This window comes from Herbiconiux sp. VKM Ac-2851, assembly GCF_013205105.1.
GTDB classification, from domain to species: domain Bacteria; phylum Actinomycetota; class Actinomycetes; order Actinomycetales; family Microbacteriaceae; genus Herbiconiux; species Herbiconiux flava.
In genome coordinates, this window is sequence record NZ_JABMLJ010000003.1 from 159987 (window position 1) to 181808 (window position 21822).

The 21822-nt window shown below is 71.4% G+C and carries 22 protein-coding genes and 1 pseudogene; 16 read left to right on the forward strand and 7 right to left on the reverse strand.

Annotated features, from left to right (window positions below):
• The first annotated feature begins 26 nt into the window (after positions 1-26).
• The 3 genes from HQQ85_RS13710 to HQQ85_RS13720 are packed head-to-tail and all read left to right on the forward strand — an operon-like array spanning position 27 to position 1188.
• Complete coding sequence (locus HQQ85_RS13710; protein ID WP_173183110.1) at positions 27-290, forward strand: glutaredoxin family protein; 264 nt, start codon at positions 27-29, stop codon at positions 288-290.
• Complete coding sequence (locus HQQ85_RS13715) at positions 287-586, forward strand: Dabb family protein (RefSeq protein ID WP_173183111.1); 300 nt, start codon at positions 287-289, stop codon at positions 584-586. Before HQQ85_RS13710 ends, HQQ85_RS13715 begins: the two co-directional genes overlap by 4 nt.
• Entirely contained in the window at positions 583-1188 is a 606-nt protein-coding gene (locus HQQ85_RS13720; protein WP_371741903.1) for a GNAT family N-acetyltransferase, read from the forward strand. The genes HQQ85_RS13715 and HQQ85_RS13720 overlap by 4 nt, the downstream gene beginning before the upstream one ends.
• Here the strand turns inward: HQQ85_RS13720 and aspS are convergent.
• Positions 1152-2480 (reverse strand): aspartate--tRNA(Asn) ligase, encoded by a 1329-nt coding sequence (gene aspS, locus HQQ85_RS13725; protein WP_371741904.1) that lies wholly within the window; start codon positions 2478-2480, stop codon positions 1152-1154. The two genes, HQQ85_RS13720 and aspS, sit on opposite strands and share 37 nt — an antisense overlap.
• A 407-nt stretch (positions 2481-2887) precedes the next feature.
• Between aspS and HQQ85_RS13730 the strand changes: the two genes are divergently transcribed.
• The 5 genes from HQQ85_RS13730 to ccsB are packed head-to-tail and all read left to right on the forward strand — an operon-like array spanning position 2888 to position 7787.
• On the forward strand, positions 2888-3544 hold the full coding sequence (locus HQQ85_RS13730) for a histidine phosphatase family protein (RefSeq protein WP_173183112.1): 657 nt from the start codon (positions 2888-2890) through the stop codon (positions 3542-3544).
• Positions 3541-4203, forward strand: coding sequence for a TlpA disulfide reductase family protein (locus HQQ85_RS13735; RefSeq protein WP_173183113.1), 663 nt, complete (start codon positions 3541-3543; stop codon positions 4201-4203). Before HQQ85_RS13730 ends, HQQ85_RS13735 begins: the two co-directional genes overlap by 4 nt.
• A gap of 1 nt (position 4204) precedes the next feature.
• The gene (locus tag HQQ85_RS13740; RefSeq protein ID WP_371741905.1) at positions 4205-4993 is read left to right on the forward strand and encodes a cytochrome c biogenesis CcdA family protein; all 789 of its coding nucleotides are present in this window, start codon (positions 4205-4207) and stop codon (positions 4991-4993) included.
• A complete protein-coding gene (locus HQQ85_RS13745; RefSeq protein ID WP_254069464.1) occupies positions 4977-6731 on the forward strand; it encodes a cytochrome c biogenesis protein ResB in 1755 nt (584 codons plus the stop codon). Before HQQ85_RS13740 ends, HQQ85_RS13745 begins: the two co-directional genes overlap by 17 nt.
• A gap of 57 nt (positions 6732-6788) precedes the next feature.
• A complete protein-coding gene (ccsB, locus tag HQQ85_RS13750) occupies positions 6789-7787 on the forward strand; it encodes a c-type cytochrome biogenesis protein CcsB (protein WP_173183910.1) in 999 nt (332 codons plus the stop codon).
• A 52-nt stretch (positions 7788-7839) separates the two neighbouring features.
• Here ccsB and HQQ85_RS13755 read toward each other — a convergent pair whose 3' ends face one another.
• Positions 7840-8859: an o-succinylbenzoate synthase gene (locus HQQ85_RS13755; protein ID WP_371741906.1), complete on the reverse strand. Its 1020-nt coding sequence runs from the start codon at positions 8857-8859 to the stop codon at positions 7840-7842.
• 110 nt (positions 8860-8969) lie between these two features.
• Between HQQ85_RS13755 and HQQ85_RS13760 the strand changes: the two genes are divergently transcribed.
• Genes HQQ85_RS13760 through HQQ85_RS13770 form a run of 3 tightly spaced genes read left to right on the forward strand, consistent with a single transcriptional unit; the run spans position 8970 to position 12452 of the window.
• The gene (locus HQQ85_RS13760; RefSeq protein WP_173183115.1) at positions 8970-9887 is read left to right on the forward strand and encodes a 1,4-dihydroxy-2-naphthoyl-CoA synthase; all 918 of its coding nucleotides are present in this window, start codon (positions 8970-8972) and stop codon (positions 9885-9887) included.
• Positions 9888-9930: 43 nt separating this feature from the next.
• A complete protein-coding gene (locus HQQ85_RS13765) occupies positions 9931-11454 on the forward strand; it encodes an AMP-binding protein (protein ID WP_173183116.1) in 1524 nt (507 codons plus the stop codon).
• 11 nt (positions 11455-11465) lie between these two features.
• The gene (locus tag HQQ85_RS13770; RefSeq protein WP_173183117.1) at positions 11466-12452 is read left to right on the forward strand and encodes a 1,4-dihydroxy-2-naphthoate polyprenyltransferase; all 987 of its coding nucleotides are present in this window, start codon (positions 11466-11468) and stop codon (positions 12450-12452) included.
• A gap of 22 nt (positions 12453-12474) precedes the next feature.
• Here the strand turns inward: HQQ85_RS13770 and HQQ85_RS13775 are convergent, their stop codons facing one another.
• Positions 12475-12807, reverse strand: a complete 333-nt coding sequence (locus HQQ85_RS13775) for a DUF4229 domain-containing protein (protein WP_173183118.1) — start codon at positions 12805-12807, stop codon at positions 12475-12477.
• Positions 12808-13059: 252 nt separating this feature from the next.
• On the opposite strand from HQQ85_RS13775, the gene HQQ85_RS21095 reads away from it, so the two are divergent.
• From HQQ85_RS21095 to HQQ85_RS13795, 4 genes and pseudogenes are all read left to right on the forward strand, one after another.
• On the forward strand, positions 13060-13410 hold the full coding sequence (locus HQQ85_RS21095; RefSeq protein ID WP_173183119.1) for a PLD nuclease N-terminal domain-containing protein: 351 nt from the start codon (positions 13060-13062) through the stop codon (positions 13408-13410).
• Positions 13407-15200, forward strand: a complete 1794-nt coding sequence (gene menD, locus HQQ85_RS13785; RefSeq protein ID WP_173183120.1) for a 2-succinyl-5-enolpyruvyl-6-hydroxy-3-cyclohexene-1-carboxylic-acid synthase — start codon at positions 13407-13409, stop codon at positions 15198-15200. Before HQQ85_RS21095 ends, menD begins: the two co-directional genes overlap by 4 nt.
• Before the next feature lie 144 nt (positions 15201-15344).
• A pseudogene (gene recQ / locus HQQ85_RS13790) lies at positions 15345-17189 on the forward strand (DNA helicase RecQ); the annotation flags it as partial.
• Between the two features lie 424 nt (positions 17190-17613).
• The gene (locus tag HQQ85_RS13795; protein ID WP_173183122.1) at positions 17614-17997 is read left to right on the forward strand and encodes a cupin domain-containing protein; all 384 of its coding nucleotides are present in this window, start codon (positions 17614-17616) and stop codon (positions 17995-17997) included.
• An 8-nt stretch (positions 17998-18005) separates the two neighbouring features.
• Here the strand turns inward: HQQ85_RS13795 and HQQ85_RS13800 are convergent, their stop codons facing one another.
• The 3 genes from HQQ85_RS13800 to HQQ85_RS13810 all read right to left on the reverse strand — a co-directional run bounded on the left by HQQ85_RS13800 (position 18006) and on the right by HQQ85_RS13810 (position 19658).
• Positions 18006-18689: a HEAT repeat domain-containing protein gene (locus tag HQQ85_RS13800; RefSeq protein ID WP_173183123.1), complete on the reverse strand. Its 684-nt coding sequence runs from the start codon at positions 18687-18689 to the stop codon at positions 18006-18008.
• Between the two features lie 77 nt (positions 18690-18766).
• On the reverse strand, positions 18767-19135 hold the full coding sequence (locus HQQ85_RS13805) for a nuclear transport factor 2 family protein (protein WP_254069465.1): 369 nt from the start codon (positions 19133-19135) through the stop codon (positions 18767-18769).
• A 49-nt stretch (positions 19136-19184) separates the two neighbouring features.
• Positions 19185-19658 (reverse strand): nuclear transport factor 2 family protein, encoded by a 474-nt coding sequence (locus tag HQQ85_RS13810; RefSeq protein ID WP_173183124.1) that lies wholly within the window; start codon positions 19656-19658, stop codon positions 19185-19187.
• An 85-nt stretch (positions 19659-19743) separates the two neighbouring features.
• Here HQQ85_RS13810 and HQQ85_RS13815 point away from each other — a divergent pair, with 85 nt between their 5' ends.
• Entirely contained in the window at positions 19744-20856 is a 1113-nt protein-coding gene (locus HQQ85_RS13815; RefSeq protein ID WP_173183125.1) for a DNA topoisomerase IB, read from the forward strand.
• Here HQQ85_RS13815 and HQQ85_RS13820 read toward each other — a convergent pair.
• Positions 20853-21818, reverse strand: a complete 966-nt coding sequence (locus tag HQQ85_RS13820; protein WP_173183126.1) for an alpha/beta hydrolase — start codon at positions 21816-21818, stop codon at positions 20853-20855. The genes HQQ85_RS13815 and HQQ85_RS13820 overlap by 4 nt on opposite strands.
• Positions 21819-21822: the final 4 nt, after the last annotated feature.

The following is a 21822-nucleotide window of genomic DNA, read 5'->3' on the forward strand; positions in this document are numbered from 1 at the left end:
GACGGCGGAACGCCTAGGCTTGGGGCGTGGCCGCCGTCTCCCTCACCTTCATCGCCAAGCCGGGGTGTCACCTCTGCGACGACGCCCGTGCCGTGGTGCGCGAGGTCATCGGCTCGCTGGCCCCCGCGGTCGAGGTCGAGGTGACCGAGCTGTCGATCCTCGACAACCCGGCGCTGAGGGACGAGTTCGCCGAGGAGATCCCGGTCGTGATGATCGAGGGTCGCGTCCACACCATCTGGCGGGTCGAGCCGGCCCGCCTCCGCACCGCTCTCCTGGAGGCCTCCGAATGATCCGCCACGTCGTCGCCTGGAAGGTCGCCGCCACCGAGCCCGCGGAGGCCGCCGCGGCCGCCGCCGAGATCACCCGGCTGCTGGCGTCGCTGCCGCCGCTCGTGCCGTCGATCTCGTCGCTCACCGTCGGGCCGAACATGGCCTACTTCGAGTCGAACTGGGACGTCGTGCTGGTCGCGGACTTCGAGACGCTCGCCGATCTCGATGCGTACCAGGTTCATCCGGCGCACCAGGCCGTGGTGCCGCAGATCAAGGCGCTCGTCGCGCAGCGGGCGGCCGTCGACTTCGAGCTGTGAGCGCCGGTCGCACACCCTCGCACTCGCCCTTCGAGGTTCGCACGGAACGGCTGCTGCTCCGGAGATGGCTCCCGGATGATCGGCCACCCTTCGCCGCGATGAACGCGGACCCCGAGGTGATGCGCTACTTCCCGGCGCCCCTCACGCAGTCCGAGAGCGACGCGCTCGCATCACGCGCCGACGCCTCGTTCGAGGAGCATGGGTTCGGACTCTGGGCGCTCGAGCTGCGGGAGTCGCGGGAGTTCCTCGGCTTCACCGGCCTCGCGCCGATGCCCGACGGCTTCGGCGGGGTCGAGGTCGGCTGGCGGCTGGCGCGGGCGTTCTGGGGCGCGGGGTATGCGACCGAGGCGGCGCGGGCGAGCATCCGCGTCGCCTTCGACACGCTGGGGCTCGACGAGGTGAGCTCGGTCACCGCGGTGGTCAACGAGCGCTCGCAGGCGGTCATGCGCCGGCTCGGCATGGTTTCGGTCGAGCACTTCGACAGCCCACGCGTGCCGGCCGGCTCACCGCTGGTGCCGCACGTGCGCTACGCGCTCGCGGCACCCTCGACGTCGGCCGGCGCGCCCTACGGCGTGAGCCGCGTCGGGCCGCGGAACAGGTAGACGACCTCGCGCAGGTTCGTCTGGTGCAGCATGAGCATCAGCACGCGCGAGAGGCCCATGCCGAACCCGCCGTGCGGCGGCACCCCGTAGCGGAAGAAGTCGAGGTAGAAGCCGAGCTCCTCGGGGTCGAGCCCCTTCTCCTTCGCCTGCTCGATCAGCACCTCGACGCGGTGCTCGCGCTGCGCGCCGGTCGAGATCTCGACGCCGTTGTAGACGAGGTCGTAGCTGTTCGTGATCGTCTCGTCGCCCGCATTGCGCATGTGGTAGAACGGGCGGATGCTCGCGGCGTAGTCGGTGAGGAAGACGAAGTCGTGGCCGTAGGTCTCCTTGACGTAGGCCGCGATCTGGCGCTCGCCCTCCGGGTCCATGTCGTCGTCCTCACGGGGCACGACGTAGCCGCGTGAGGCCACGATCTCCTTCGCCTCGGCGAGCGGGATGCGCGGGAACGGGTGGGTCGGCACCTCGATGTCGACGTCGAAGAGGGCCTTGATCTCCTCGCCGTGCTTCTCCTTCACGGCGCGCAGGCCCGCGACCATGAGCTCCTCGTGGAGCTGCATGACGTCTTCGTGCGAGTCGATCCAGGAGATCTCGGCGTCGACGCTCGTGAACTCGGTGGCGTGACGGCTGGTGAAGCTGGGGTCGGCGCGGAACGCGGGCCCGACCTCGAAGACCTTGCCGAAGCCGGCCGGCTGCGCCATCTGCTTGAAGAACTGCGGGCTCTGCGAGAGATAGGCCTTGGTCTCGAAGTACTCGACCTCGAACAGCTCGGCGCGCGACTCGCTGGCCGAGGCCATGAGCTTCGGGGTGTGGATCTCGATGAAGTCATGCTCGACCCAGTAGGTGCGCCAGGCGTGCTCGAGCGTGGTCTGCACGCGGAAGACGAGGTTCTGCTCGGGGCGGCGCAGGTCGAGGAAGCGCCAGTCCATGCGCTTGTCGATGCCCGAGTCGGCCGCGATCGGCGTCTCGGGGATGGCGGCGGTGACGACCTCGAGGGTCGCGAGCTTGACCTCGATGCCGCCGAGCTTCACGCGCTCGTCGTGCTTCAGCTCGCCCGTGACGGTGATGAAGGAGCCCTGGGCGAGGCCGGAGATGGTCTCGGCGACCTCGACGGTGTCGTCGGTGCGCGGGTTCACGAGCTGAACGGCGCCCGACTCGTCGCGCAGCACGACGAACTGCACCTTCTTCTGATCGCGAACGGTGTCGACCCACCCGGAGACGGTCACGGGGCCGTCGTCGAGGGCGGAGAGGTTCTTGACGAGGGTGCGGGTTGAGGCGCTCACGGGTTCGGTCACGGTAGAGAAGTCTACCTGCGCCGCCGCGGCGCACGAGGGCCGGCGGCGGCGCAGGACCGAGCGGACCGGACTGCACGCCGGCGGGCTCGGACTGAGCGGCGGGACTGCACGCCCGGCTGCTCAGGGTCTAGAGGTGGACTGCTGCGTCAGGCCTTGCGGGTGGGCACGCGGTGGTAGCCGTCGATGCCGATGGCACGGACGGTGGCGACGATGCCGGCGAGGGAGACGAGAGCGAATGCGGAGAGCGTGATGAGAGTCATGAGTAAGCCTTTCTGTCTCCTATTTCAGCGCTGAAAACTGTTCAGCACAATCTCATAGTTCTACACGTCTCATGTAGCGCGCCTACACAATCGTCGGGCTGCTCGTTCTCGGCAAAAGCTCGGGTGGGGCGCTCGTAGACTTGACGGGTGCCCGCCCGCCAGATCCACCTCGTCCGCCACGGAGAAGTCTTCAACCCGAGCGGCGTGCTCTACGGCCGCATCCCGGGCTTCGGCCTCTCCGAACTGGGCCACCGCATGGCGGCAGCGGCCGCGGCCGACATCGTCGCCCGCGACCGGCCGATCGCCGCTCTCTACACCTCTCCTCTGCAGCGGGCGCGCGAATCCGGTCGTCCCATCGCCGAGGCCCTCGGGCTCGAGCCCTCGATCGAAGACCGCATCATCGAGCCCACCAACGCCTTCGAGGGCCGGCGCATGGAGGGCAAGGGCGGCGCGCTCCGCGACCCCCGCATGTGGCGCTTCCTCTGGAACCCGTGGCTGCCGGCCTGGGGCGAGCACTTCACCTCGATAGCGGGGCGGATGCGCGCGGCCATGACCGACGCGCACACCGCAGCCGAGGCATCCGGCGAGGCGGGCGACGTCGTGATGGTCAGCCACCAGCTCCCGATCTGGATGGCGCACCGCTCCATCGTGGGCGAATCCCTCCCGCACGACCCCCGCAAACGCCGCTGCTCCCTGTCGAGCATCACGAGCTTCGAGCTGCGCGACGGGAAGCTGGTCGAAGTCGGTTACAGCGATCCCGCCGCCGGGCTGCAGGCCGAGGCCACCGACGTGGGGGCGGTATGACGGTCACGTCCCGTTCTTCCCGCTCGCGCGCTCGCGTCGGCGTCGCCGCCGGGCTGGCGCTGGTCGCCCTGCTGCTGGCCGGATGCTCGAACGACCCCCTGGCCGAGCAGTACCTCGAGGGCAGCGGCAAGGGCTACATCTCCGGCGACGGCACCGTCACCGAGGTGAACGAGGCCGATCGCGGCGAGCCGATCGCGTTCGAGGGAACCGACGAGAACGGCGACCCCGTCAGCTCGGCCGACTACGCCGGCCAGGTGCTCGTTCTGAACTTCTGGTACGCCGGCTGCGCCCCGTGCCGCGCCGAAGCGCCCGACCTCGAGAAGCTGAACACCGAGTACGCGGGCACCGGTGCCTCCTTCCTGGGTGTCAACGTGCGCGACCAGGCGGCCACCGCTCGCTCCTTCGCCGAGAACTACGGCGTCACCTACCCCTCCATCGTCGACACCGACGGAGCGCTGCAGTACGCCTTCGCCGGAACGGTGGCGCCGAACGCGGTGCCGACCACGCTCGTGCTCGACACCGAGGGTCGCGTGGCGGCGCGCATCCTGGGCCGGGTGAGCGAGCCGGCCATCCTCGACACGCTGATCAAGACGAGCCTCGGCGCGCTGCCCGAGCCCGGTGCGACCTCGTCCCCGTCGTCCACCCCGGCTGCCGGCTGACGTGAACAATCCCTTCGCCGAGATCGTCCTGAGCGGACAGCTGCTGCTCGCCATCCCGATCGCCCTGCTCGCGGGGCTGGTGTCGTTCGCGTCGCCGTGCGTGCTGCCGCTCGTGCCGGGGTACCTCGGATATGTGAGCGGTATCGCGGGCATCCCGTCGCCGGCGTCGGGTTCGACCTCGCAGGTCGAGGCGCGCAAGGCGGCGAAGGATGCGCGGCGGCGCATGCTCCTCGGCATCTCGCTCTTCGTGTTGGGCTTCTCGCTCGTCTTCCTCGCCTACTCGGCCGCGTTCGGAGCGCTCGGCACCTGGCTGTTCCGCTGGCAGGACCTGATCACCCGCATCATGGGCGTCGTCGTGATCGCGCTCGGACTTGTCTTCATCGGGCAGTTCAGCTTCCTGCAGCGCACGCTGAAGCCGGCGTTCCGCCCGGCGACCGGCCTCGCGGGCGCTCCGGTGCTCGGCATCGTGTTCGGCCTCGGCTGGACGCCCTGCATCGGCCCGACCCTCGGAGCCATCCAGGCGCTCAGCCTCACCAGCGGCTCGGCCTGGAACGGCCTGCTGCTCGGCTTCTTCTACTGCATCGGCCTCGGCGTGCCGTTCCTGCTGGTGGCCCTGGGGCTCAATTGGGTCACCGGGTCGGTCGCATTCCTCAAGCGGCATATCCGCACGATCAACATCGTGGGCGGCGTGCTGCTGGTCGTCATCGGCCTGCTGATGGTGACCGGGCTCTGGTCGCTATGGATCTACGAGCTCCAGGCGGTGATCTCCGGTTTTGTCCCGTCCATCTGATCACATCGACTCTCCCGACCCCGCGCGACGGCCTGCGCCCGACGGTTCCGGTTCCGGTTCCGACGACATCACCATGCCCAAGCTGGGCTTCGTCGGGTACCTGCGGTGGTTCTGGCGGCAGCTCACGAGCATGCGCACGGCCCTGTTCCTGCTGCTCCTGCTCGCCCTCGCCGCGGTGCCGGGCTCCCTCGTGCCGCAGCGCGCGGCGGACCCCAACGGCGTCACTCAGTACTTCGTCGACAACCCCGACCTCGCGCCGGTGCTCGACAAGATTCAGGCCTTCGACGTCTACACCTCGGTCTGGTTCTCGTCGATCTACCTGCTGCTGTTCGTCTCTCTGATCGGCTGCATCATCCCGCGCACGAAGCACCACTTCGACGCGCTGCGGGCGAAGCCGCCGCGCACACCCGCGCGGCTGTCGCGGCTGGCGGGGTTCACGACGCGGGAGGTGCCGGCTTCTGCCGCTCCGGCCGGCTCGGCTGCTTCGACCGCCTCGGCCGCCTCCGCCGCCTCCGCTGCCTCCGTCGTCGACTCGGCTCGCACGCTGCTGAAGCGGCAGCGCTACCGCACCGTCGTCTTCACCGGCTTCGACCGGGCCACGGGACTCGAGACCGCCTCGGTGTCGGCCGAGCGCGGCTACCTGCGTGAGACCGGCAACCTGGTGTTCCACTCGGCGCTCGTCGGCATCCTTCTGGCCGTGGGCATCGGCGGCGGGTTCGGCTACCAGGGCCAGCGCGTGGTGGTCGAGGGGCAGACCTTCGTCAACACCCTGCTCGCCTACGACTCGTTCAACCCGGGCCGCTTCTTCAGCGACGGGGCGCTCTCGCCGTACCAGATCACCCTCGACTCGTTCTCGGCCACCTACGAGACGCAGTCGCTCAAGGCCTTCGGCCAGCCGCTGGACTACACGGCCGCCGTCACCACCACCGACGCCGACGGCTCGGTCTCCGACGCGGACATCAAGGTGAACGACCCGCTGAAGATCGGCGGCACCGACGTCTACCTGCTCGGCAACGGCTACGCCCCGACGATCACGGTGCGGAACCCGGCGGGCGATGTCGTATTCACCGACTCGGTGCCCTTCCTGCCGCAGGATGCGAACCTCACCTCGCTCGGCGTGGTCAAGGTTCCGGATGGCCTGCCCGAGCAGGTGGGCATGATCGGGTTCTTCTACCCGACCCAGTCCGAGGCGCAGTCCGGTGTCTACTTCTCCTCGTTCCCCGACCTGCAGTACCCGGTGCTGACGCTCAACGTCTACGACGGCGACCTCGGATTGAACGACGGCGTCCCGGCGTCGGTCTACTCGCTCGACACCGACACGATGAACCAGCTCACGGGCGGCGCCACCGGCGTCGACTCGATCGAGCTGAAGCCCGGCGACACCGCCGAGCTGCCGAACGGCCTCGGCACCGTCTCGCTCGACGGCGTCAAGCGCTTCGCCTCCTTCGACGTGCACCACGACGCGACGCAGGGATGGGTGCTGCTGTTCGCCCTCCTCGTGCTGGCCGGGCTGCTCACGTCGCTGTTCATCCCGCGGCGGCGGCTGTGGGTCAAGGCGACCTCGCGGGCGGACGGATCGGTGCACGTGGAGTACGCCGGGCTGGCGCGCGGGGACGACCCGCGGCTGGTGGAGGCGGTGGCGGCGCTGGCCGACAAGCACGCCGGCAGTGCTCCGGTGGAGGACGCTCCGTCCACAGGCTCGCCGACTCCCGGCACACCCCCCGATACCAAGGCTTAGGCTTCTACCGTGACGCAAACCCTCGACGAGATCTCGATCATCCTCATCTACTCGGCCATGGCCGTGTACGCGCTCGCGTTCATCGCGTTCGCGCTCGATCTCGCTCGCCGCTCCTCGACGGTGAAGTCGGCCGTGGGAGCCTCGACGACGGCCGCCGCGTCGACCGCGTCCGCCACGGTGATGCCCGAGTTGGCGACCGTCGGGGGCACGTCGTCCGCCCGCCCCGTGCGGGGTTCTTCCGACCCCGATCCCGACTCCTCCCTGGTGTCGCTCGCCGGTGTCGACGCCGCCGGCCGCCGCTCGATCGCGCTGCGTCTCGGCGTCTCGTTCACGATCCTCGCCTTCGTCGTGCAGCTCGCCGGCGTCATCCTCCGGGGCGTCGCGGCCTCGCGGGTGCCGTGGGCGAACATGTACGAGTTCTCGATCACCGGAACGCTGCTGATCGTCGCCGTCTTCCTCGTCGTGCTGCTGCGTGAAGACCTGCGCTTCCTCGGCACCTTCGTCACCGGCCTCGTGCTGATCCTGCTCGGCGTCAGCGCCGTCAACTACTACGTCAGCGTGGCTCCGCTGCCGCCGGCACTGCAGTCGGCGTGGCTCGTCATCCACGTGCTGGTGGCCATTCTCGGCACGGCGTTCTTCGCCCTGGGCGGAGCGCTGTCGGTCATCCAGCTGCTGCAGACCAAGGGCGACTCTGTCTCCCGCCTCGCCACCACGCTGCGCCTGCGCTTCCTCAAGACCCTGCCCGATGCCGAGACCCTCGAGCGCCTGGCCTACCGCGTCAACATCGTCGGTTTCGTCTTCTGGACCTTCACTCTCATCGCCGGCGCCATCTGGGCCGAGCGCGCCTGGGGCCGCTACTGGGGGTGGGACACCAAGGAGGTCTGGACCTTCATCATCTGGGTGATCTACGCCGGCTACATCCACGCCCGCGCGACCCGCGGCTGGCGCGGCTCCCGTTCGGCGTGGCTCGCCATCGTCGGCTTCTCAGCCGTTCTCTTCAACTTCGGCGTGGTCAACGTCTTCTTCAAGGGGCTGCACGCCTACTCGGGGCTGTGATCGGCTGATCGCGTCGGTGCGGCTGCCCTCGGCGTTGCCGACTGGATGACGGTCAGCGGGCGAGGTGGGCGTGGGTGCGGGTGACGCGATCGGCCCACCACTGCCGGCGGGCATCCGTCGCTCGGTGCTCGACGAGCAGCGCGGGGTCGACGCGGGGGCGCTCGACCGGGATCGTGCCGCCGCGGGGAACGAGACTCTCGCCCGGCGGCACGACATCGCCCGTGAAGAGGTCGACGGTGGCCAGGCCGCAGTCGTAGTCGAGCTCGGGCAGGGCGGCCGCGAGATGCGCCCCCATCGCGATGCCGACCGAGCTCTCCAGGGCCGACGAGACCACGGCGGGCAGCCCCGCCTCGGCGACTATCCGCAGCGCGCGGGCCACCCCGCCGAGCGGCTGCGCCTTGATCACGATGAGGTCGGCTGCGCCCGCCCGCGCGACCGCGATCGGATCCTCCGCCTTGCGGACGCTCTCATCGGCCGCGATCGCGATGCCGAGCGACTCACCGACCCGCTCGCGGATCTCGACCAGCTCCTCGACGCTCGCGCACGGCTGCTCGACGTACTCGAGATCGAACTCGGCCAGGGTGCGGATGGCGTGCTCGGCCTCGTCGACGTTCCAGCCGCCGTTGGCGTCGATGCGCACCCGCCCCTCGGGGCCCACGATCTCGCGGGCCCGCCGAACCCGCGCGACGTCGTCCTCGAGTGTCTGGCCGCGTTCGGCGACCTTGACCTTGACGGTGCGGCAGCCGTCGTACCGGGCCAGCACCTCCTCGACCTGCTCGGCGGGCACCGCCGGCAGCGTCGCATTGACGCGGATGCTCGTGCGCCCCGTCACTCCGGCAGGCACCTCGTTCCAGCCGAAGTCGACCGCAGCCCGCAGCCACGTGCTGGCCTCGGCGTCGCCGTACTCGGGGAAGGGGGAGAACTCGGTCCAGCCGCGGGGGCCCTCGAACAGGGCGAGCTCGCGGACGGTCTGGCCGCGGAAGCGGGTGTTCAGCGGGATCGCCACCACGTGCATCCGCTCGAGGAGGTCGCTGAGCTCGGGCAGGGTCGAATCGTCCTCGATGTCATCCACAGCACAATCCTCGACCACCCGTTCGTTCTCCACAAACGCTCACGCGCCCCGATTCTCCACAACTGCACCGTCCGAGGAGCGGCGCGGGCTGAGCCGCGTAGCCTTGCAGCATGACCGACCAGAGCACCGTCTCCGACATCTTCGACCCGTCAGCGTGGGTCGTCGCCCCGGGTTCCGAGGGCTTCACCGACATCACCTACCACCTCGACACCGAGGGGCAGGTGGCGCGCATCGCCTTCAACCGGCCCGAGGTGCGCAACGCGTTCCGGCCGAAGACGGTCGACGAGCTCTACAGCGCGCTCGACGACGCCCGGCAGAACCCGCGGGTGGGCGTGGTGCTGCTCACGGGCAACGGGCCGAGCCCGCGTGACGGCGGCTGGGCGTTCTGCAGCGGCGGCGACCAGCGCATCCGTGGTCGCGACGGCTATAAGTACTCCGACGAGGAGACTGCGGCGGGCATCGATCCCGCGCGGGCGGGCCGTCTGCACATCCTCGAGGTGCAGCGGCTCATCCGCTTCATGCCCAAGGTCGTCATCGCGGTCGTCCCGGGCTGGGCGGCGGGCGGCGGCCACTCGCTGCACGCGGTCTGCGACCTCACCATCGCGAGCGCCGAGCACGGCCGCTTCAAGCAGACCGACGCCGACGTCGGCTCCTTCGACGCCGGCTACGGCAGCGCCTACTACGCTCGCCAGATCGGTCAGAAGCTCGCCCGCGAGGTGTTCTTCCTGGCCGAGGAGTACAGCGCGCAGCGGGCCTACGAGATGGGCGCCGTGAACAAGGTCGTGCCGCACGCCGAGCTCGAGGGCGAGGCGCTGGCCTGGGCGCGCATCATCCTCGGCAAGTCGCCGACGGCCATCCGCATGCTGAAGTACGCGTTCAACGCCGTCGACGACGGCCTCGTCGGCCAGCAGATCTTCGCGGGCGAGGCCACCCGCCTCGCCTACGGCAGCGACGAGGCGGTCGAGGGCCGCGACTCCTTCCTCGAGAAGAGGGCGCCCGACTGGTCGGCCTTCCCGTACCACTACTGATGCCGCCCCCCACCCACCCCACGCACCAGCTCGGGACCGGCCGATGACGCGGCCGCTCGAGGTCGTCAGCGGTTTGTCCGCTCCCGAGCTCTCCGCACGTCTGCGTGAGGCGCTGTCGAACGACGGCCCGGCGCTTCTTCCGCGCGAGGCGGGTGACGGGTCGCGGGGTGCGGTGGGCTTATCGACGGAGAACACTGCTCCACTCGGCGATGCCGGCGCGGGGGCCGCCGTGCCGCTGCCCAGTGAGGTGCCGAAGGCGGTGGCGCTCGTGATCGAGACGTCGGGCTCGACGGGGATGCCCAAGCGCGTGGCGTTGAGTGCGGATGCTCTGCTCGCCTCGGCGGCCGCGTCGGAGCAGGCGCTCGGCGGGCCCGGGCAGTGGCTGCTCGCGCTGCCGACCCACTACGTGGCCGGGGTGCAGGTGCTGGTGCGCTCGATCGCCGCCGGGTCGGAGCCGGTCGTGCATCCACCCGGACACTTCTCGCCCGAGGCCTTCGCCGCCCTCGCCGGGCGGCTCAAGCTGCCACTCCGCTTCAGCTCGCTGGTGCCGGCCCAGTTGGCCCGGCTTGTCGATGCGGCCGAGGCCGACCGCGACATCCGGCGAGCGGTCGCGCGCTTCGACGCCATCCTGATCGGCGGCCAGGCCCTGCCCGATCCGCTGCGCGAGCGGGCGCTCGACCTCGGCTTCGCCGTCGTGCGCACGTACGGCGCGAGCGAGACCGCCGGCGGCTGCGTCTACGACGGACAGCCGATCGGCCGCACCGTCGTGCGTCTCGCCGCGGGCGAGCTCGAGATCGCCGGCCCGTCGCTGGCGGAGGGCTACCTCGGCGACGCCGAGCTCACGGCGGCCCGCTTCCACAGCGACGAGGGCCACCGCTGGTACCGCACGAGCGACGCCGGCACGGTGGTCGACGGTCTCGTCACGGTCACCGGTCGCCTCGACGACCTCATCATCTCGGGCGGCATCAAGGTCTCGCTCGGCCGCGTCGAACGGCTCGTGCAGTCCCAGCCGGGCCTCGAGCAGGCCGTCGTCGTCCCGCGAGACAGCGAACGCTGGGGCCAGGTCGGCGTAGTCGTGACTGAAGACCCCTCGACCGACGCCCCGGTCGTCGAGCTCTCGGGCCCGCGCCTCGACCACCTCCGCGAAGCCGTCGTCGCCGAGGCCGGCCGAGCGTCCGCCCCAGCGGCCCTCGTCCACGTCCGCGCCCTGCCCCGCCTCTCCTCGGGCAAACCCGACCGCCTCCTCATCGAACGCCTCGTCGCGGCCGGCGCCCCCGGCGTCGCCCCGCCGACCCCCGGCGCCTCCCGCATCGCCCCGCCGGCCCCCGGTGCCTCCGGCGTCGCCCCGCCGGCCCCCGGTGCGCCCGGCATCGCCCCTCCAGCCCCCGCTGCCTCCGGTGTTGCCCCGCCGACCCCCGGTGCGTCCCACGTCGCCCCGTCGGTCCCCGACTCCCGGTCGGCGCGGACGGCCGGAGGCGGGACGCCCGCGGCCGGCGAGGCTGCCGGCGAGGTCGCCGATGAGGTCGCTCACGCTCCGCTCCCAGACGACGCCGCGCCACGAGAATAGAATCAGCCCCGATGTCCAAGACGAAGAAGCGCCCTTCCGGCCACCCCGCCCGCACCGCCGCGCCACGAAACGGCGCCCGCCCTGCACCAGGGCGCGCACCTGCCGCGCGGCCGGCCGGCCCGCGGTCGGCGGCCGGTGCGTGGATCGCCGGGGCGCGCATCCGCACGCTGACGCTCGGCGTCGCCCCCGTCGCCATCGGAACCGGCGCCGGCATGGTGGCGAGCGACTTCGACATCTCGAAGACCCTCGTCGCGCTCTGCCTGCTCGTCGCGATCTTCCTGCAGATCGGCGTCAACTACGCCAACGACTACTCCGACGGCGTGCGCGGCACCGACGACGTGCGCGTCGGGCCGCCCCGCCTCACGGGGTCCGGCCTCGTGCCGGCGAAGCGCGTGCTCGTGGTGGCCCTGGTGTTCTTCGGGCTGGCCGCGGCCTCCGGGCTCGCCATCGTGATCATCACCGGCCACTGGTGGCTGCTCGCCGTGGGTGCCGCCGCCATCGCCGCGGGCTGGTTCTACACCGGCGGCAAGCACCCCTACGGCTACTACGGCCTCGGCGAGATCTTCGTCTTCGCCTTCTTCGGCATCGTCGCGACGGCGGGCACGACCTTCATCCTCGCGGGCGACGTCAACTTCGAGGGCTGGCTCGGCGGAGTGGCCGCCGGGGCGATCGCGTGCGCCGTGCTGATGGCCAACAACATCCGCGACATCGACCAGGACCGCCTCGTGAAGAAGCGCACGCTGGCGGTGCTGATCGGGCGCACCGCCTCGCGCATCCTGTACGTGTTCTGGCTGCTGGTGGCCTACGTGGTGCTGGCCTTCTTCGCGCTGATCTACCCGAAGGCGTGGCTGGTGTTCTTCACCCTGCTGCTGACGGTGCCGGCGACGATCATCATGTTCACCGCCCGCACCCCCAAGGAGTACGTCACCGTGCTGAAGCTCACGAGCTTCTTCGGCCTGCTCTACGGCGTGGGCCTCGGGCTGTCGTTCGCCTACTGAGGGTGAGTCGAGCCGCCGTCACTCACGGGGTGCGGCGGTCGGTGCCGTCGACGGCGCTGTCCTCGACGTCTTCGTCCTCGGTCGAGCCGGCCTTGCGGGTCGGAGCTGCACCGGGGTCGGAGGCGGGAGTCGGGCGGCCGGCTTGTCCGCGGTTCTGGCGGGCCTCGTAGAGCGAGCGCGCGGCCTCTTCGCGCGGCTTCCGCAGGAAGATGATCGAGATGCAGAGCGAGATGATCGCGGCGATCACGGCGGCGATCCACGGCTCGATGCGAAGCAGGTAGAGGACGGTGAGCACGACGGCGAAGATCCCCACACGGATGAGGGTGTACACGAGCCACGTACGTCCAGGATTCACACCCCGAGTCTAGAACGGGCATCCTGACCGCCTGCTCGACAGCCCGCGCCGCACCCGGCCCGACGGCCGCCGATGACCCGCCCCGACCGCCGGCGACCGCCCGGCCGATCCGCCGCCGACCACCCGGTCAACCCCGCGCCGACCACCCAGTAGAACCCGCTCCGACGGCCGCCCGGCCGACCCTGGGAATCCCACCTCCAGCGCACGACGAACACGCAGTCCGCTCCCGGATCCCGGGGGTACAGTTACGACATGGCTCGCGTACTCCTAGCCCTCGTCATCGTGGTCGTGGCATTCACCGTGTACGCCCTCGTCGACTGCCTGATGGTGCCGAAGTCGCGCGTGAAAGCTCTTCCCCGCATCGCCTGGGTCTTCATCATCATCCTGTTCACGCCGATCGGCGGCATCCTCTGGCTGGTCATCGGCCGCGGGCGCCGGTCGAACACCCCACCCGTCCGGGCGATGGGGCCCGACGACGACCCCGACTTCCTCGGCACCATCCGCCCTGTTCGCGATCCCGACGACGACGAGCACCTCCGCGACCTCGAGCGCCGCCTCGCCGAGACCGACGACGAGCAGGACAACCCCCGCGCCGAACGGTGACCGTCAGCCCCGCGGCGACCTTCGCCCACCGGCTCGTCGACGCGTTCGTCGACCTCGGCGTGCGCCACGCGGTCGTCTCGCCCGGATCCCGTTCGCAGGCCCTCGCTCTCGCACTCGCCGACGCGGAGACCCGCGGCCGCATCGCCCTCCACGTCCGCATCGACGAACGGGCGGCAGCGTTCACGGCGCTCGGCCTCGCCCGGGAGTCGGGCCTCCCGGCGCTGGTCGTCACCACCTCCGGCACCGCGGTCGCCAACCTCCTCCCCGCCGTCGTCGAGGCGAGCCACTCTGGCGTTCCGATGATCGTGCTGAGCGGCGACCGCCCGGCGCACCTCCGCGGCACCGGCTCGAACCAGACCACCTGGCAGCCGGGCCTGTTCGGCCGCTTCACCCGTCTCGAACTCGACGTCGCCCCACCCACCCTCACCCGGCTCCCGGATGCCCGAGCCCTCGCCGCCCGCGCCCTGTCGGCCGCCCTGGCCACTCCCGCGCCGGCCACTCCCGCGCCCTGTAACGACGACTCACAGCGGGCTGGTGACGAATCGACGATGATCGGCGCCGGACCGGTGCACCTCAATCTGCAGTTCGTCGAGCCGCTCTCGGGCGACGTGCTCCCGGAGGAGGCCACGGTCGAGGACGACCCGGCTGCCGCATCCGACCACCCGGGCGGCGCGGTCGCACCCGCGTCGGCAGCGCCCCGCACCCTCCACCTCGACCGCGGCCCCCGCACCCTGGTCATCGCCGGAGCCGACGCCGGCGAGCGCGCCAATGCCTTCGCCCTGCACGCCGGCCTGCCGCTGATCGCCGAGGTGTCGAGCGGCGCCCGCTTCGGCCCGAACCTCGTCAGCGCCTACCGCACCCTGCTCGACCACCCCGACTTCGGCGGCCGGGTCGAGCGCGCCGTCGTGTTCGGACATCCCACCCTCAGCCGCCAGGTGCCCGCCCTCCTCGCCCGCGACGACGTTCAGACGATCGTGGTGCGGGGTCACGGTGAGGCGGTGGTCCCGCATCCGGAGACCATCGTCGTCGACGACATCACCGCCGACCCCGACGACCGCAGCGACCGCGCAGCCCGGGCCTGGACGGGCCAGTGGGTCTTCGCCGGGCGCGAGCTTCTGGAGGAGCAGTCGGCGGCCGACGACGTCGCCGCGCCCCTGATCATCCCGGGCGGCTCGGCCGACGTGGCGGGCGCCCGCGAGTACGCCAAGGCCGAGCTCGCCGCGCTGCGGGCACCGGTCACGCGCCGGTTCCTGGCCGACGCCGTCTGGCGGGCCACGTGGCCGCACGACCGGCTGGTGCTCGGGGCGTCGCGGCTGATCCGCGAGGTCGACACGGCGGTCGGCGGCAAGAAGATCGTCGTGCACGCGAACCGCGGCCTCGCCGGGATCGACGGCACCGTCTCCACCGCGATCGGCATCGCCCTGGCCGCGACCGAAGGCTCGGCGGCGGGCGGGCGCACCGGCACCACTCGCGTGCTGCTCGGCGACGTCACCCTGCTGCACGACGCCGGCGGCCTGAACGTGCCGCCCGGCGAGCCGCGCCCCCGCGTGCAGCTCGTCGTCGGCAACGACGGCGGCGGCACCATCTTCGACGGCCTCGAGGTGGCCGGCACCGCGGCGCGCGATCCCTTCGACCGGGTCATGTTCACGCCCCAGAACGTCGATCTCGCCGCCCTGGCGCAGGCTTTCGGATGGTCGTACCGCACCGTCTCCACCCGGGGAGACCTCGACTCGGCCCTCGCATCTCCCCCCGCGGGCTTCAGCCTGCTCGAGGTGCCGCTGCCACGCTGAGCGCCCGCTCCAGCGCGCCCGCTGATCCTCGCGTCGCACCTCGGCGCGCGTCATCTCGTCCTGCACCATCGCGGCGACTCCGGATCTTCTCCACAGACCCGCCCCGGCGACCGCGCTGTCAGCCCCGCGAACTAGGCTCGACCCGTGACCGAAACCACCGCATCCGCAGCTCTCGAGACCCTCAGCCGGGTCTTCGGGTACGACTCGTTCCGAGGCGACCAGGCGGAGGTCATCGATCACGTCATCGGGGGCGGCGACGCCGTGGTCCTGATGCCCACGGGCGCGGGCAAGTCGCTCTGCTACCAGGTGCCGTCGCTCGTGCGGCACGGCACCGGCGTGGTCGTCTCGCCGCTCATCGCGCTCATGCACGACCAGGTCGAGGCCATGAAGGCCGTCGGTGTGAAGGCGGCGTTCCTCAACTCGACGCAAGATGCGAGTGAGCGCGCCGGAGTCGAGCGCGACTACCTGGCGGGCGATCTCGACCTTCTCTACGTCGCGCCCGAGCGGCTGTCGAGCGAGAGCACGAAGCGGTTCCTCGAGAGCGGCGACATCGCGCTGTTCGCGATCGACGAGGCGCACTGCGTGTCGCAGTGGGGGCACGACTTCCGGCCCGACTACCTCGCGCTGGCCGAGCTGGCCGAGCGCTGGCCCGACGTTCCGCGCATCGCCCTCACGGCGACGGCCACCGAGGCCACCCACAAAGAGATCACGCAGCGGCTGTCGATGGGGCAGGCGAAGCACTTCGTGGCGAGCTTCGACCGGCCGAACATCCAGTACCGCATCGACCCCAAGGTCGAGGTGCGCAAGCAGCTGCTGTCGTTCATCCGCTCGGAGCACTCGGGCGACGCGGGCATCGTCTACGCGATGTCGCGCAACACCGTCGAGAAGACGGCGCAGTTCCTGGCAGCCAACGGTGTCGACGCCATGCCCTACCACGCGGGGCTCGACTCGCGGCTGCGGGCGCAGACGCAGGCGCGGTTCCTCCGCGACGAGGGCGTCGTGATCGTCGCCACCATCGCGTTCGGCATGGGCATCGACAAGCCCGACGTGCGGTTCGTGGCGCACATCGACCTGCCCAAATCGGTCGAGGGGTACTACCAGGAGACCGGCCGTGCGGGCCGTGACGGCCTGCCGTCGACCGCGTGGATGGCGTATGGGCTGAACGACGTCGTGCAGCAGCGGCGCATGATCGACGAGTCGCCGGGCGATCTCGCACATCGGCGCCGGCTGTCGGCGCACCTCGACGCGATGCTCGCGCTCTGCGAGACCGTGAGCTGCCGCCGGCAGAACCTGCTCGGCTACTTCGGCCAGAAGAGCGAGCCCTGCGGCAACTGCGACACCTGCCTGACGCCACCCGAGTCGTGGGACGGCACGGTGGCGGCCCAGAAGCTGCTCTCCACCGTCGTGCGGCTCGACCGTGAGCGCAACCAGCGCTTCGGGGCGGGCCACCTGGTCGACATCCTGCGTGGCAAGCGCACCGAGAGGGTGGGTCAGTGGAAGCACGACGAACTGAGCACCTGGGGCATCGGCACCGAGCTGAGCGAGCAGCAGTGGCGCGGGGTCGTGCGGCAGCTGCTCGCCCAAGGGCTGCTCGCGGTGAACGACGACGGGTACGGCACGCTCGTCATCACGGCCGACAGCGCGGCAGTGCTCTCGGGCTCGCGCACCGTCCAGCTGCGCAAGGAGCCGGAGCGCGTCGCGACCCGCGGCGGCTCGAGCTCGGGTTCGGGATCGTCGCGCGGCGGCAGCCGTTCGGCGGCGAAAGACGACCTCAACGAGGCTGACGCGACGCTCTTCGAGGAATTGCGCGCGTGGCGCGCGGCCACGGCGAAGCAGCAGGGCGTGCCGGCCTATGTGGTGTTCCACGACGCCACGCTGGCGGCCGTCGCCTCCTTGCGCCCCGGCACGGTCTCGGCCCTCGAGGGCATCGCGGGCATCGGCGACCGCAAGCGCGAGTCCTACGGCGCGGGCCTCGTCGAGGTCGTCACGGCCGGCACCTTCGACCCGTCCTCTCTCCCCGCCCCCGACGCCGACTCGTCGGCCTCCGCTGACGCCGACGGTGACGTACCGCCGGCTGCCGGCTCCTTCGCGGCCCGCCGGGCGGGCGGCACGGCCACGGGTTCCGGCGCTGGCGCGCGCGGCTCGGGCGGTCGAGGCCGCTCCACCGCCGGCGCGCGGCGCGACGGCAACCGTCGACCCGGTGCATCGCGCTTCACGGCCGCCGCCGAGCCCCCCTTCGACGACGTGCCGCCGTTCGACGACGTGCCACCCGACGCGATCTACGACGAGGCGCCCCCGTACGACGACGAGGACGCACCACCGCTGTACCCCTGACCGACCAGCTCCATCGTCATTGCGGTCTCGACGGCGGTGGCGGTGGCGGGAGCGGAGGGGGAGGCGGCAGACTCGGGGGATGACGTTTCCCGGGCCGACCGACATCGCCGCCGAACTCGAGCAGGTCACCGCGCACTGGACGCCACGGGTCGTGGGGCGGGTGAACGACCAGTACGTGAAGGTCGCGAAGCTGCTCGGCGAGCTCGTCTGGCACGCCCACGAGAACGAGGACGAGATGTTCCTCGTCGTGTCCGGGCAGCTCGTGATCCAGATCGAGGCGGCCGAGGATGTCGAGCTCGGCCCGGGCCAGTTCTTCGTGGTGCCCCGCGGCGTCCGGCACAATCCGGTGGCGAAGGAGGAGGTGCACATCGTCCTGATCGAGACGGTCACCACCGCTCACACGGGCGACGTCACCGTGGAGGGCACCGTGCCCCTCGATCGTCAGCTGGGCGAGTTCCGCTAGTCGGGAATCTAGTCGGAGGTCGTGCCGTCGTCGGGGGTGGCCGGCAGCGCGAAGGATCGGTGTGCCTGCGCGATGGCCTCGTCGAAGTCGGCCTCGGGGTCGGCGAGGAGGTGCGCCGTGGCGAGGGCATGCGCGAGGACGTCGCGGCGAGCATCCGTCGACGCGGTGTCGAGGGCGGGGCGGGCCGGCTCACCGAGGCGCTGGAAGGACTGCGTCAGGCTGAGGCGCAGGTCGCGGTCGCCGCGGCCGAGCTGGGACGCCAGGATCGTGGCGAGCGCGGCCCGGTGCTCGTCGTCGGGCGCCAGGCCCGAGGCGGTGCGCCAGGCGTTGCGGGCCACGATGTCGTCGGTGTCCGTGAGGAGGGCGGTCGTGATCGCCGGGAACGTGCGGGGGTCGCCGACCTTCGACAGGGTGTGCAGCGCCTGGCTGCGCGCCTGCCCGATGGGGGAGTCGAGCTCGGGGAGCAGCAGGTCGACCACGATGTCGCGGTCGAGGCGGGTGAGCGCCCAGGTGAGCATGTCCCGAACGAAGAAGTCGGGTTCGACCCGGCACTGGCCGACGAGCACCCGGGCGTAGGCGTCGGCCGGCCGGGTGCCCGCGGTCAGCGCAGCCTGCAGGCGGGCCGACGCATCCGGAGCGCTGAGGGCGAGTCGGAGACGCGAGGCGGCGCCGGCTGTGTCCCTGTCGCTCATCTCCCGCACCCTCCGATCAGGCGCGAAGCCCCGCCGTCATCCAGCGTACGACGGCGGGCCGGGCGAGCGGGAGGAGATCAGTCCTTCAGCAGCAGCGTGTACACCTTCGCGATCCGCCCGTCCCGCACGAAGCACGAGTCCACGCCCCGCACCACCGGCGGCTGCCCCTCGGGCCCGAGGTTCCAGGCCAGGTACCCCATGTCGTGGTTGACGTAGATGGAACCGGCCTCCGAGAACACGAAGCCCGGAGCGCCTTCGAGCAGGGCGCCGGCCTTGGCGTCGAGGGCGTCCCAGCCTTCGACGACCTCGTCGGGGTCGAGGAACACCACGTCCTCGGTGTAGGTGCGCTCGATCGCCGCCCGGCGGAGCTCGGGGTCGCGCTGCCCGAAGACCTCGTGGAGGTTGGCCTTCATCAGGCTCTCGATCTGCTCGATCTGCTCGGTCATGGTCGTCTCATCTCTCTCGGAAACAGAAAAGGGTCGGTTGAAGCCACGATCACGGCTGCGACGGCCGCCGATCGGTCCAGTCGAACACGAGCTTCCGCTCCGCGATGAACCACGAGCCGTCGACCTTCGCGAAGCTGTCGAGGTACCGGATCGCCATCGTCAGCAGCACCCGCTGCTCCCCGTCGTGCAGCAGGTGATAGGCCAGGCAGTACGTCTCCCCGGTCGCCGTCACCGGCCCGGTGCGCACGAGAGTCGATTGGCCGTTCAGATACGTCGTCATGTCGTACTGCGCGATCAGCCCGGCGAAAGTCGACTCGAGCGCCGCCCGGCCCGACACGGTCTGAACAGGCCCCGTCGCGTTCGGGTCGCCCTCGTACAGCAGCACCGTGCCGTCCTCGGTGAACACCGCCGCCTGCTCGGCCGGCTGCCGGCGGTCGGCGTGGTGGGCGTACCGGTCGACGACGTCGCGGATCTCGATTCGGTCCGCGTCCCACGTGGGGTTCGATGCGGTAAGGCTGCTCACCGAAGAACCATCCCGCGGATGCCCGCCCGCCGACAACCGTCATCTGACGTACCGCAGGCGAACGCCCGGATGACTACCGTCAGGTATGCCGTCTTCGCACCCCTCGGCCGCGCGGCTCTGCCGTGCCACCGGTCTGCACCGCATGAACGCACCCGCGACGGGCTGGGTGGACGACGAGGGCGCCCCGGTGACCGACGCGAGCACGCTCGCGCGACTGGCGGCGCTGAGCATCCCGCCGGCCTGGCGGGACGTCTGGGCCTCGCCCGACCCGGCGGCACGGGTGCAGGCCACCGGGGTCGACGCGCGCGGACGCACCCAGTACCGCTACTCCACCGAGGCGGAGCAGCGCGCATCCGACCACAAGTTCTCCGAACTGCTGCTGTTCGGCGCGGCCCTGCCCGAGCTGCGCACGCGGGTCGAGCAGCACCTGGCAGCCGGCGCGGACGACGCCACCCGGGCCGTGCGCCGCGCGACCGCGGCGGCGGTGCGCCTGATCGATCGCGGCCTCTTCCGCGTCGGCACCGACCGCTACGCCCGCGACAACCACACCTACGGCCTGACGACGCTCACCCCCGAGCACGTGCGGGTCAGCGGCGCCGCCATCGAGTTCGCCTTCATCGGCAAGGAGCACCGGCCCTGGCACGTGGTCGTCGACGATGCGGCGGTCGCCCGCGTGCTCGAACGGCTGATAGCGGATGCGCCCCGCCCCGACGCCCCGCTCTTCTCGGTCGAAGCGGGTGGCGGCCTCTACGTGGTCGGCAGCGCGGCGGTGAACGCGTACATCCACGGGGCGACCACCGCTCCGGCCACCGCGAAGACGTTCCGCACCTGGGGCGGCACCGCGGCGGCCGCGGCCGTCACGGCGGGGGCTGTCCCGCCGGGGGCCGTCCCGCCCGGTGGCACCCGCTCCGCGCGCGCCGATCTGCGGGCGTACGACGCCGCGGCCGAGCTGCTGGGCAACACCCGCGAGGTCGCGCGGCGCTCGTACGTGCATCCGTCGGCCATCGAGGCGGGGCGGGCGGCAGCGGTCGTCGCAGCGGTCGAGGCCCTCGCCGCCGCGGGATCGGCCGACCTCCGCACCGCGCTCGGCGACGACGCTCTCGTGGCGGCCGTCGTCACCGAGTTGGAGCGGCTCACTGCGACCGGGACGCCGACCGCGACCGCGACCGCGAAGAGCCCGCCGCCCAGCGAGGTCTAGCCGCGGCCGAGTGCGTCCCGCAGCGACGCCGTCGCCATCCACAGCGCGTGCTTCGCCGCCTCGGTGCCGTGCAGCGAGTTCACCATCACGAAGTCGTGCGTGATGCCGCCGAACCGCGCGTTCGTCGCCCGCACCCCGGCCTCGCGCAGCCGCGCGGCGAAGGCCTCGCCCTCGTCCCGCAGCACGTCCGCCTCGCCCGTGATCACGAGGGTGCCGGGCAGCCCCGCGAGCTCGTCGAGGCTCGCCCGCAGCGGCGACGCCGTGCTCTCGGCCCGCTGGGCCTCGTCGAGGGTGTACTGGTCCCAGAACCAGCGCATGCCCTCCCGGCCGAGGAAGTAGCCCACCTCGAACTCGTCGTACGAACCGGTGTCGAACGCGGCGTTCGTGACGGGGTAGAACAGCACCAGCTTCGACAGGGCGACGTCACCGCGCTGCGCGGCCAGCAGGCCGATCGCGATCGCCATGTTGCCGCCGACCGAGTCGCCGGAGACCGCGAGCCGGCTGCCGTCGAGGCCCTTCGTCGCGCCCTGGGTGACGATCCACTGCGCGGCCGCGTACGACTGCTCGATGGCAACCGGGTACTTCGCCTCCGGCGAGCGGTCGTACTCGGGGAAGACGACGGCCGCGTTCGAGCCGATCGCGAGGTCGCGCACCAGCCGGTCGTGCGTGTGGGCGTCGCCGAACACCCAGCCCGCGCCGTGGATGTACAGGATGACCGGCAGCTCGCCCTCGGCGCCGAGCGGCTTCACGATCCGCAGCCGCACCGTGCCGGTCGGGCCGCCGGCGATCTCGATCCATTCGTCCTGCACCTCGGGCTTGTCGATGGGGGAGTCCTGCACCGAGTCGACGGCCTTCCGTCCCTCCTCGGGCGTGAGCTGGTAGAGGAACGGGGGAGTGGACGTAGCGTCCGCGAACTCCTGGGCGGCGGGTTCGAGGGCGATGTTCTTGGGGTTTCCGGACATGATG

Excerpts from the sequence above, each read along its gene's own strand:
- HQQ85_RS13715 (WP_173183111.1), top strand. The coding sequence starts at position 287 with ATGATCCGCCACGTCGTCGCCTGGAAGGTCGCCGCCACCGAGCCCGCG.
- HQQ85_RS13735 (WP_173183113.1), top strand. The coding sequence starts at position 3,541 with ATGACGGTCACGTCCCGTTCTTCCCGCTCGCGCGCTCGCGTCGGCGTC.
- ccsB (WP_173183910.1), top strand. The coding sequence starts at position 6,789 with ATGGCCGTGTACGCGCTCGCGTTCATCGCGTTCGCGCTCGATCTCGCT.
- HQQ85_RS13760 (WP_173183115.1), top strand. The coding sequence starts at position 8,970 with ATGACCGACCAGAGCACCGTCTCCGACATCTTCGACCCGTCAGCGTGG.
- HQQ85_RS13765 (WP_173183116.1), top strand. The coding sequence starts at position 9,931 with ATGACGCGGCCGCTCGAGGTCGTCAGCGGTTTGTCCGCTCCCGAGCTC.
- HQQ85_RS13770 (WP_173183117.1), top strand. The coding sequence starts at position 11,466 with ATGTCCAAGACGAAGAAGCGCCCTTCCGGCCACCCCGCCCGCACCGCC.
- HQQ85_RS21095 (WP_173183119.1), top strand. The coding sequence starts at position 13,060 with ATGGCTCGCGTACTCCTAGCCCTCGTCATCGTGGTCGTGGCATTCACC.
- HQQ85_RS13795 (WP_173183122.1), top strand. The coding sequence starts at position 17,614 with ATGACGTTTCCCGGGCCGACCGACATCGCCGCCGAACTCGAGCAGGTC.
- HQQ85_RS13800 (WP_173183123.1), bottom strand. The coding sequence starts at position 18,689 with ATGAGCGACAGGGACACAGCCGGCGCCGCCTCGCGTCTCCGACTCGCC.
- HQQ85_RS13805 (WP_254069465.1), bottom strand. The coding sequence starts at position 19,135 with ATGACCGAGCAGATCGAGCAGATCGAGAGCCTGATGAAGGCCAACCTC.
- HQQ85_RS13815 (WP_173183125.1), top strand. The coding sequence starts at position 19,744 with ATGCCGTCTTCGCACCCCTCGGCCGCGCGGCTCTGCCGTGCCACCGGT.
- HQQ85_RS13820 (WP_173183126.1), bottom strand. The coding sequence starts at position 21,818 with ATGTCCGGAAACCCCAAGAACATCGCCCTCGAACCCGCCGCCCAGGAG.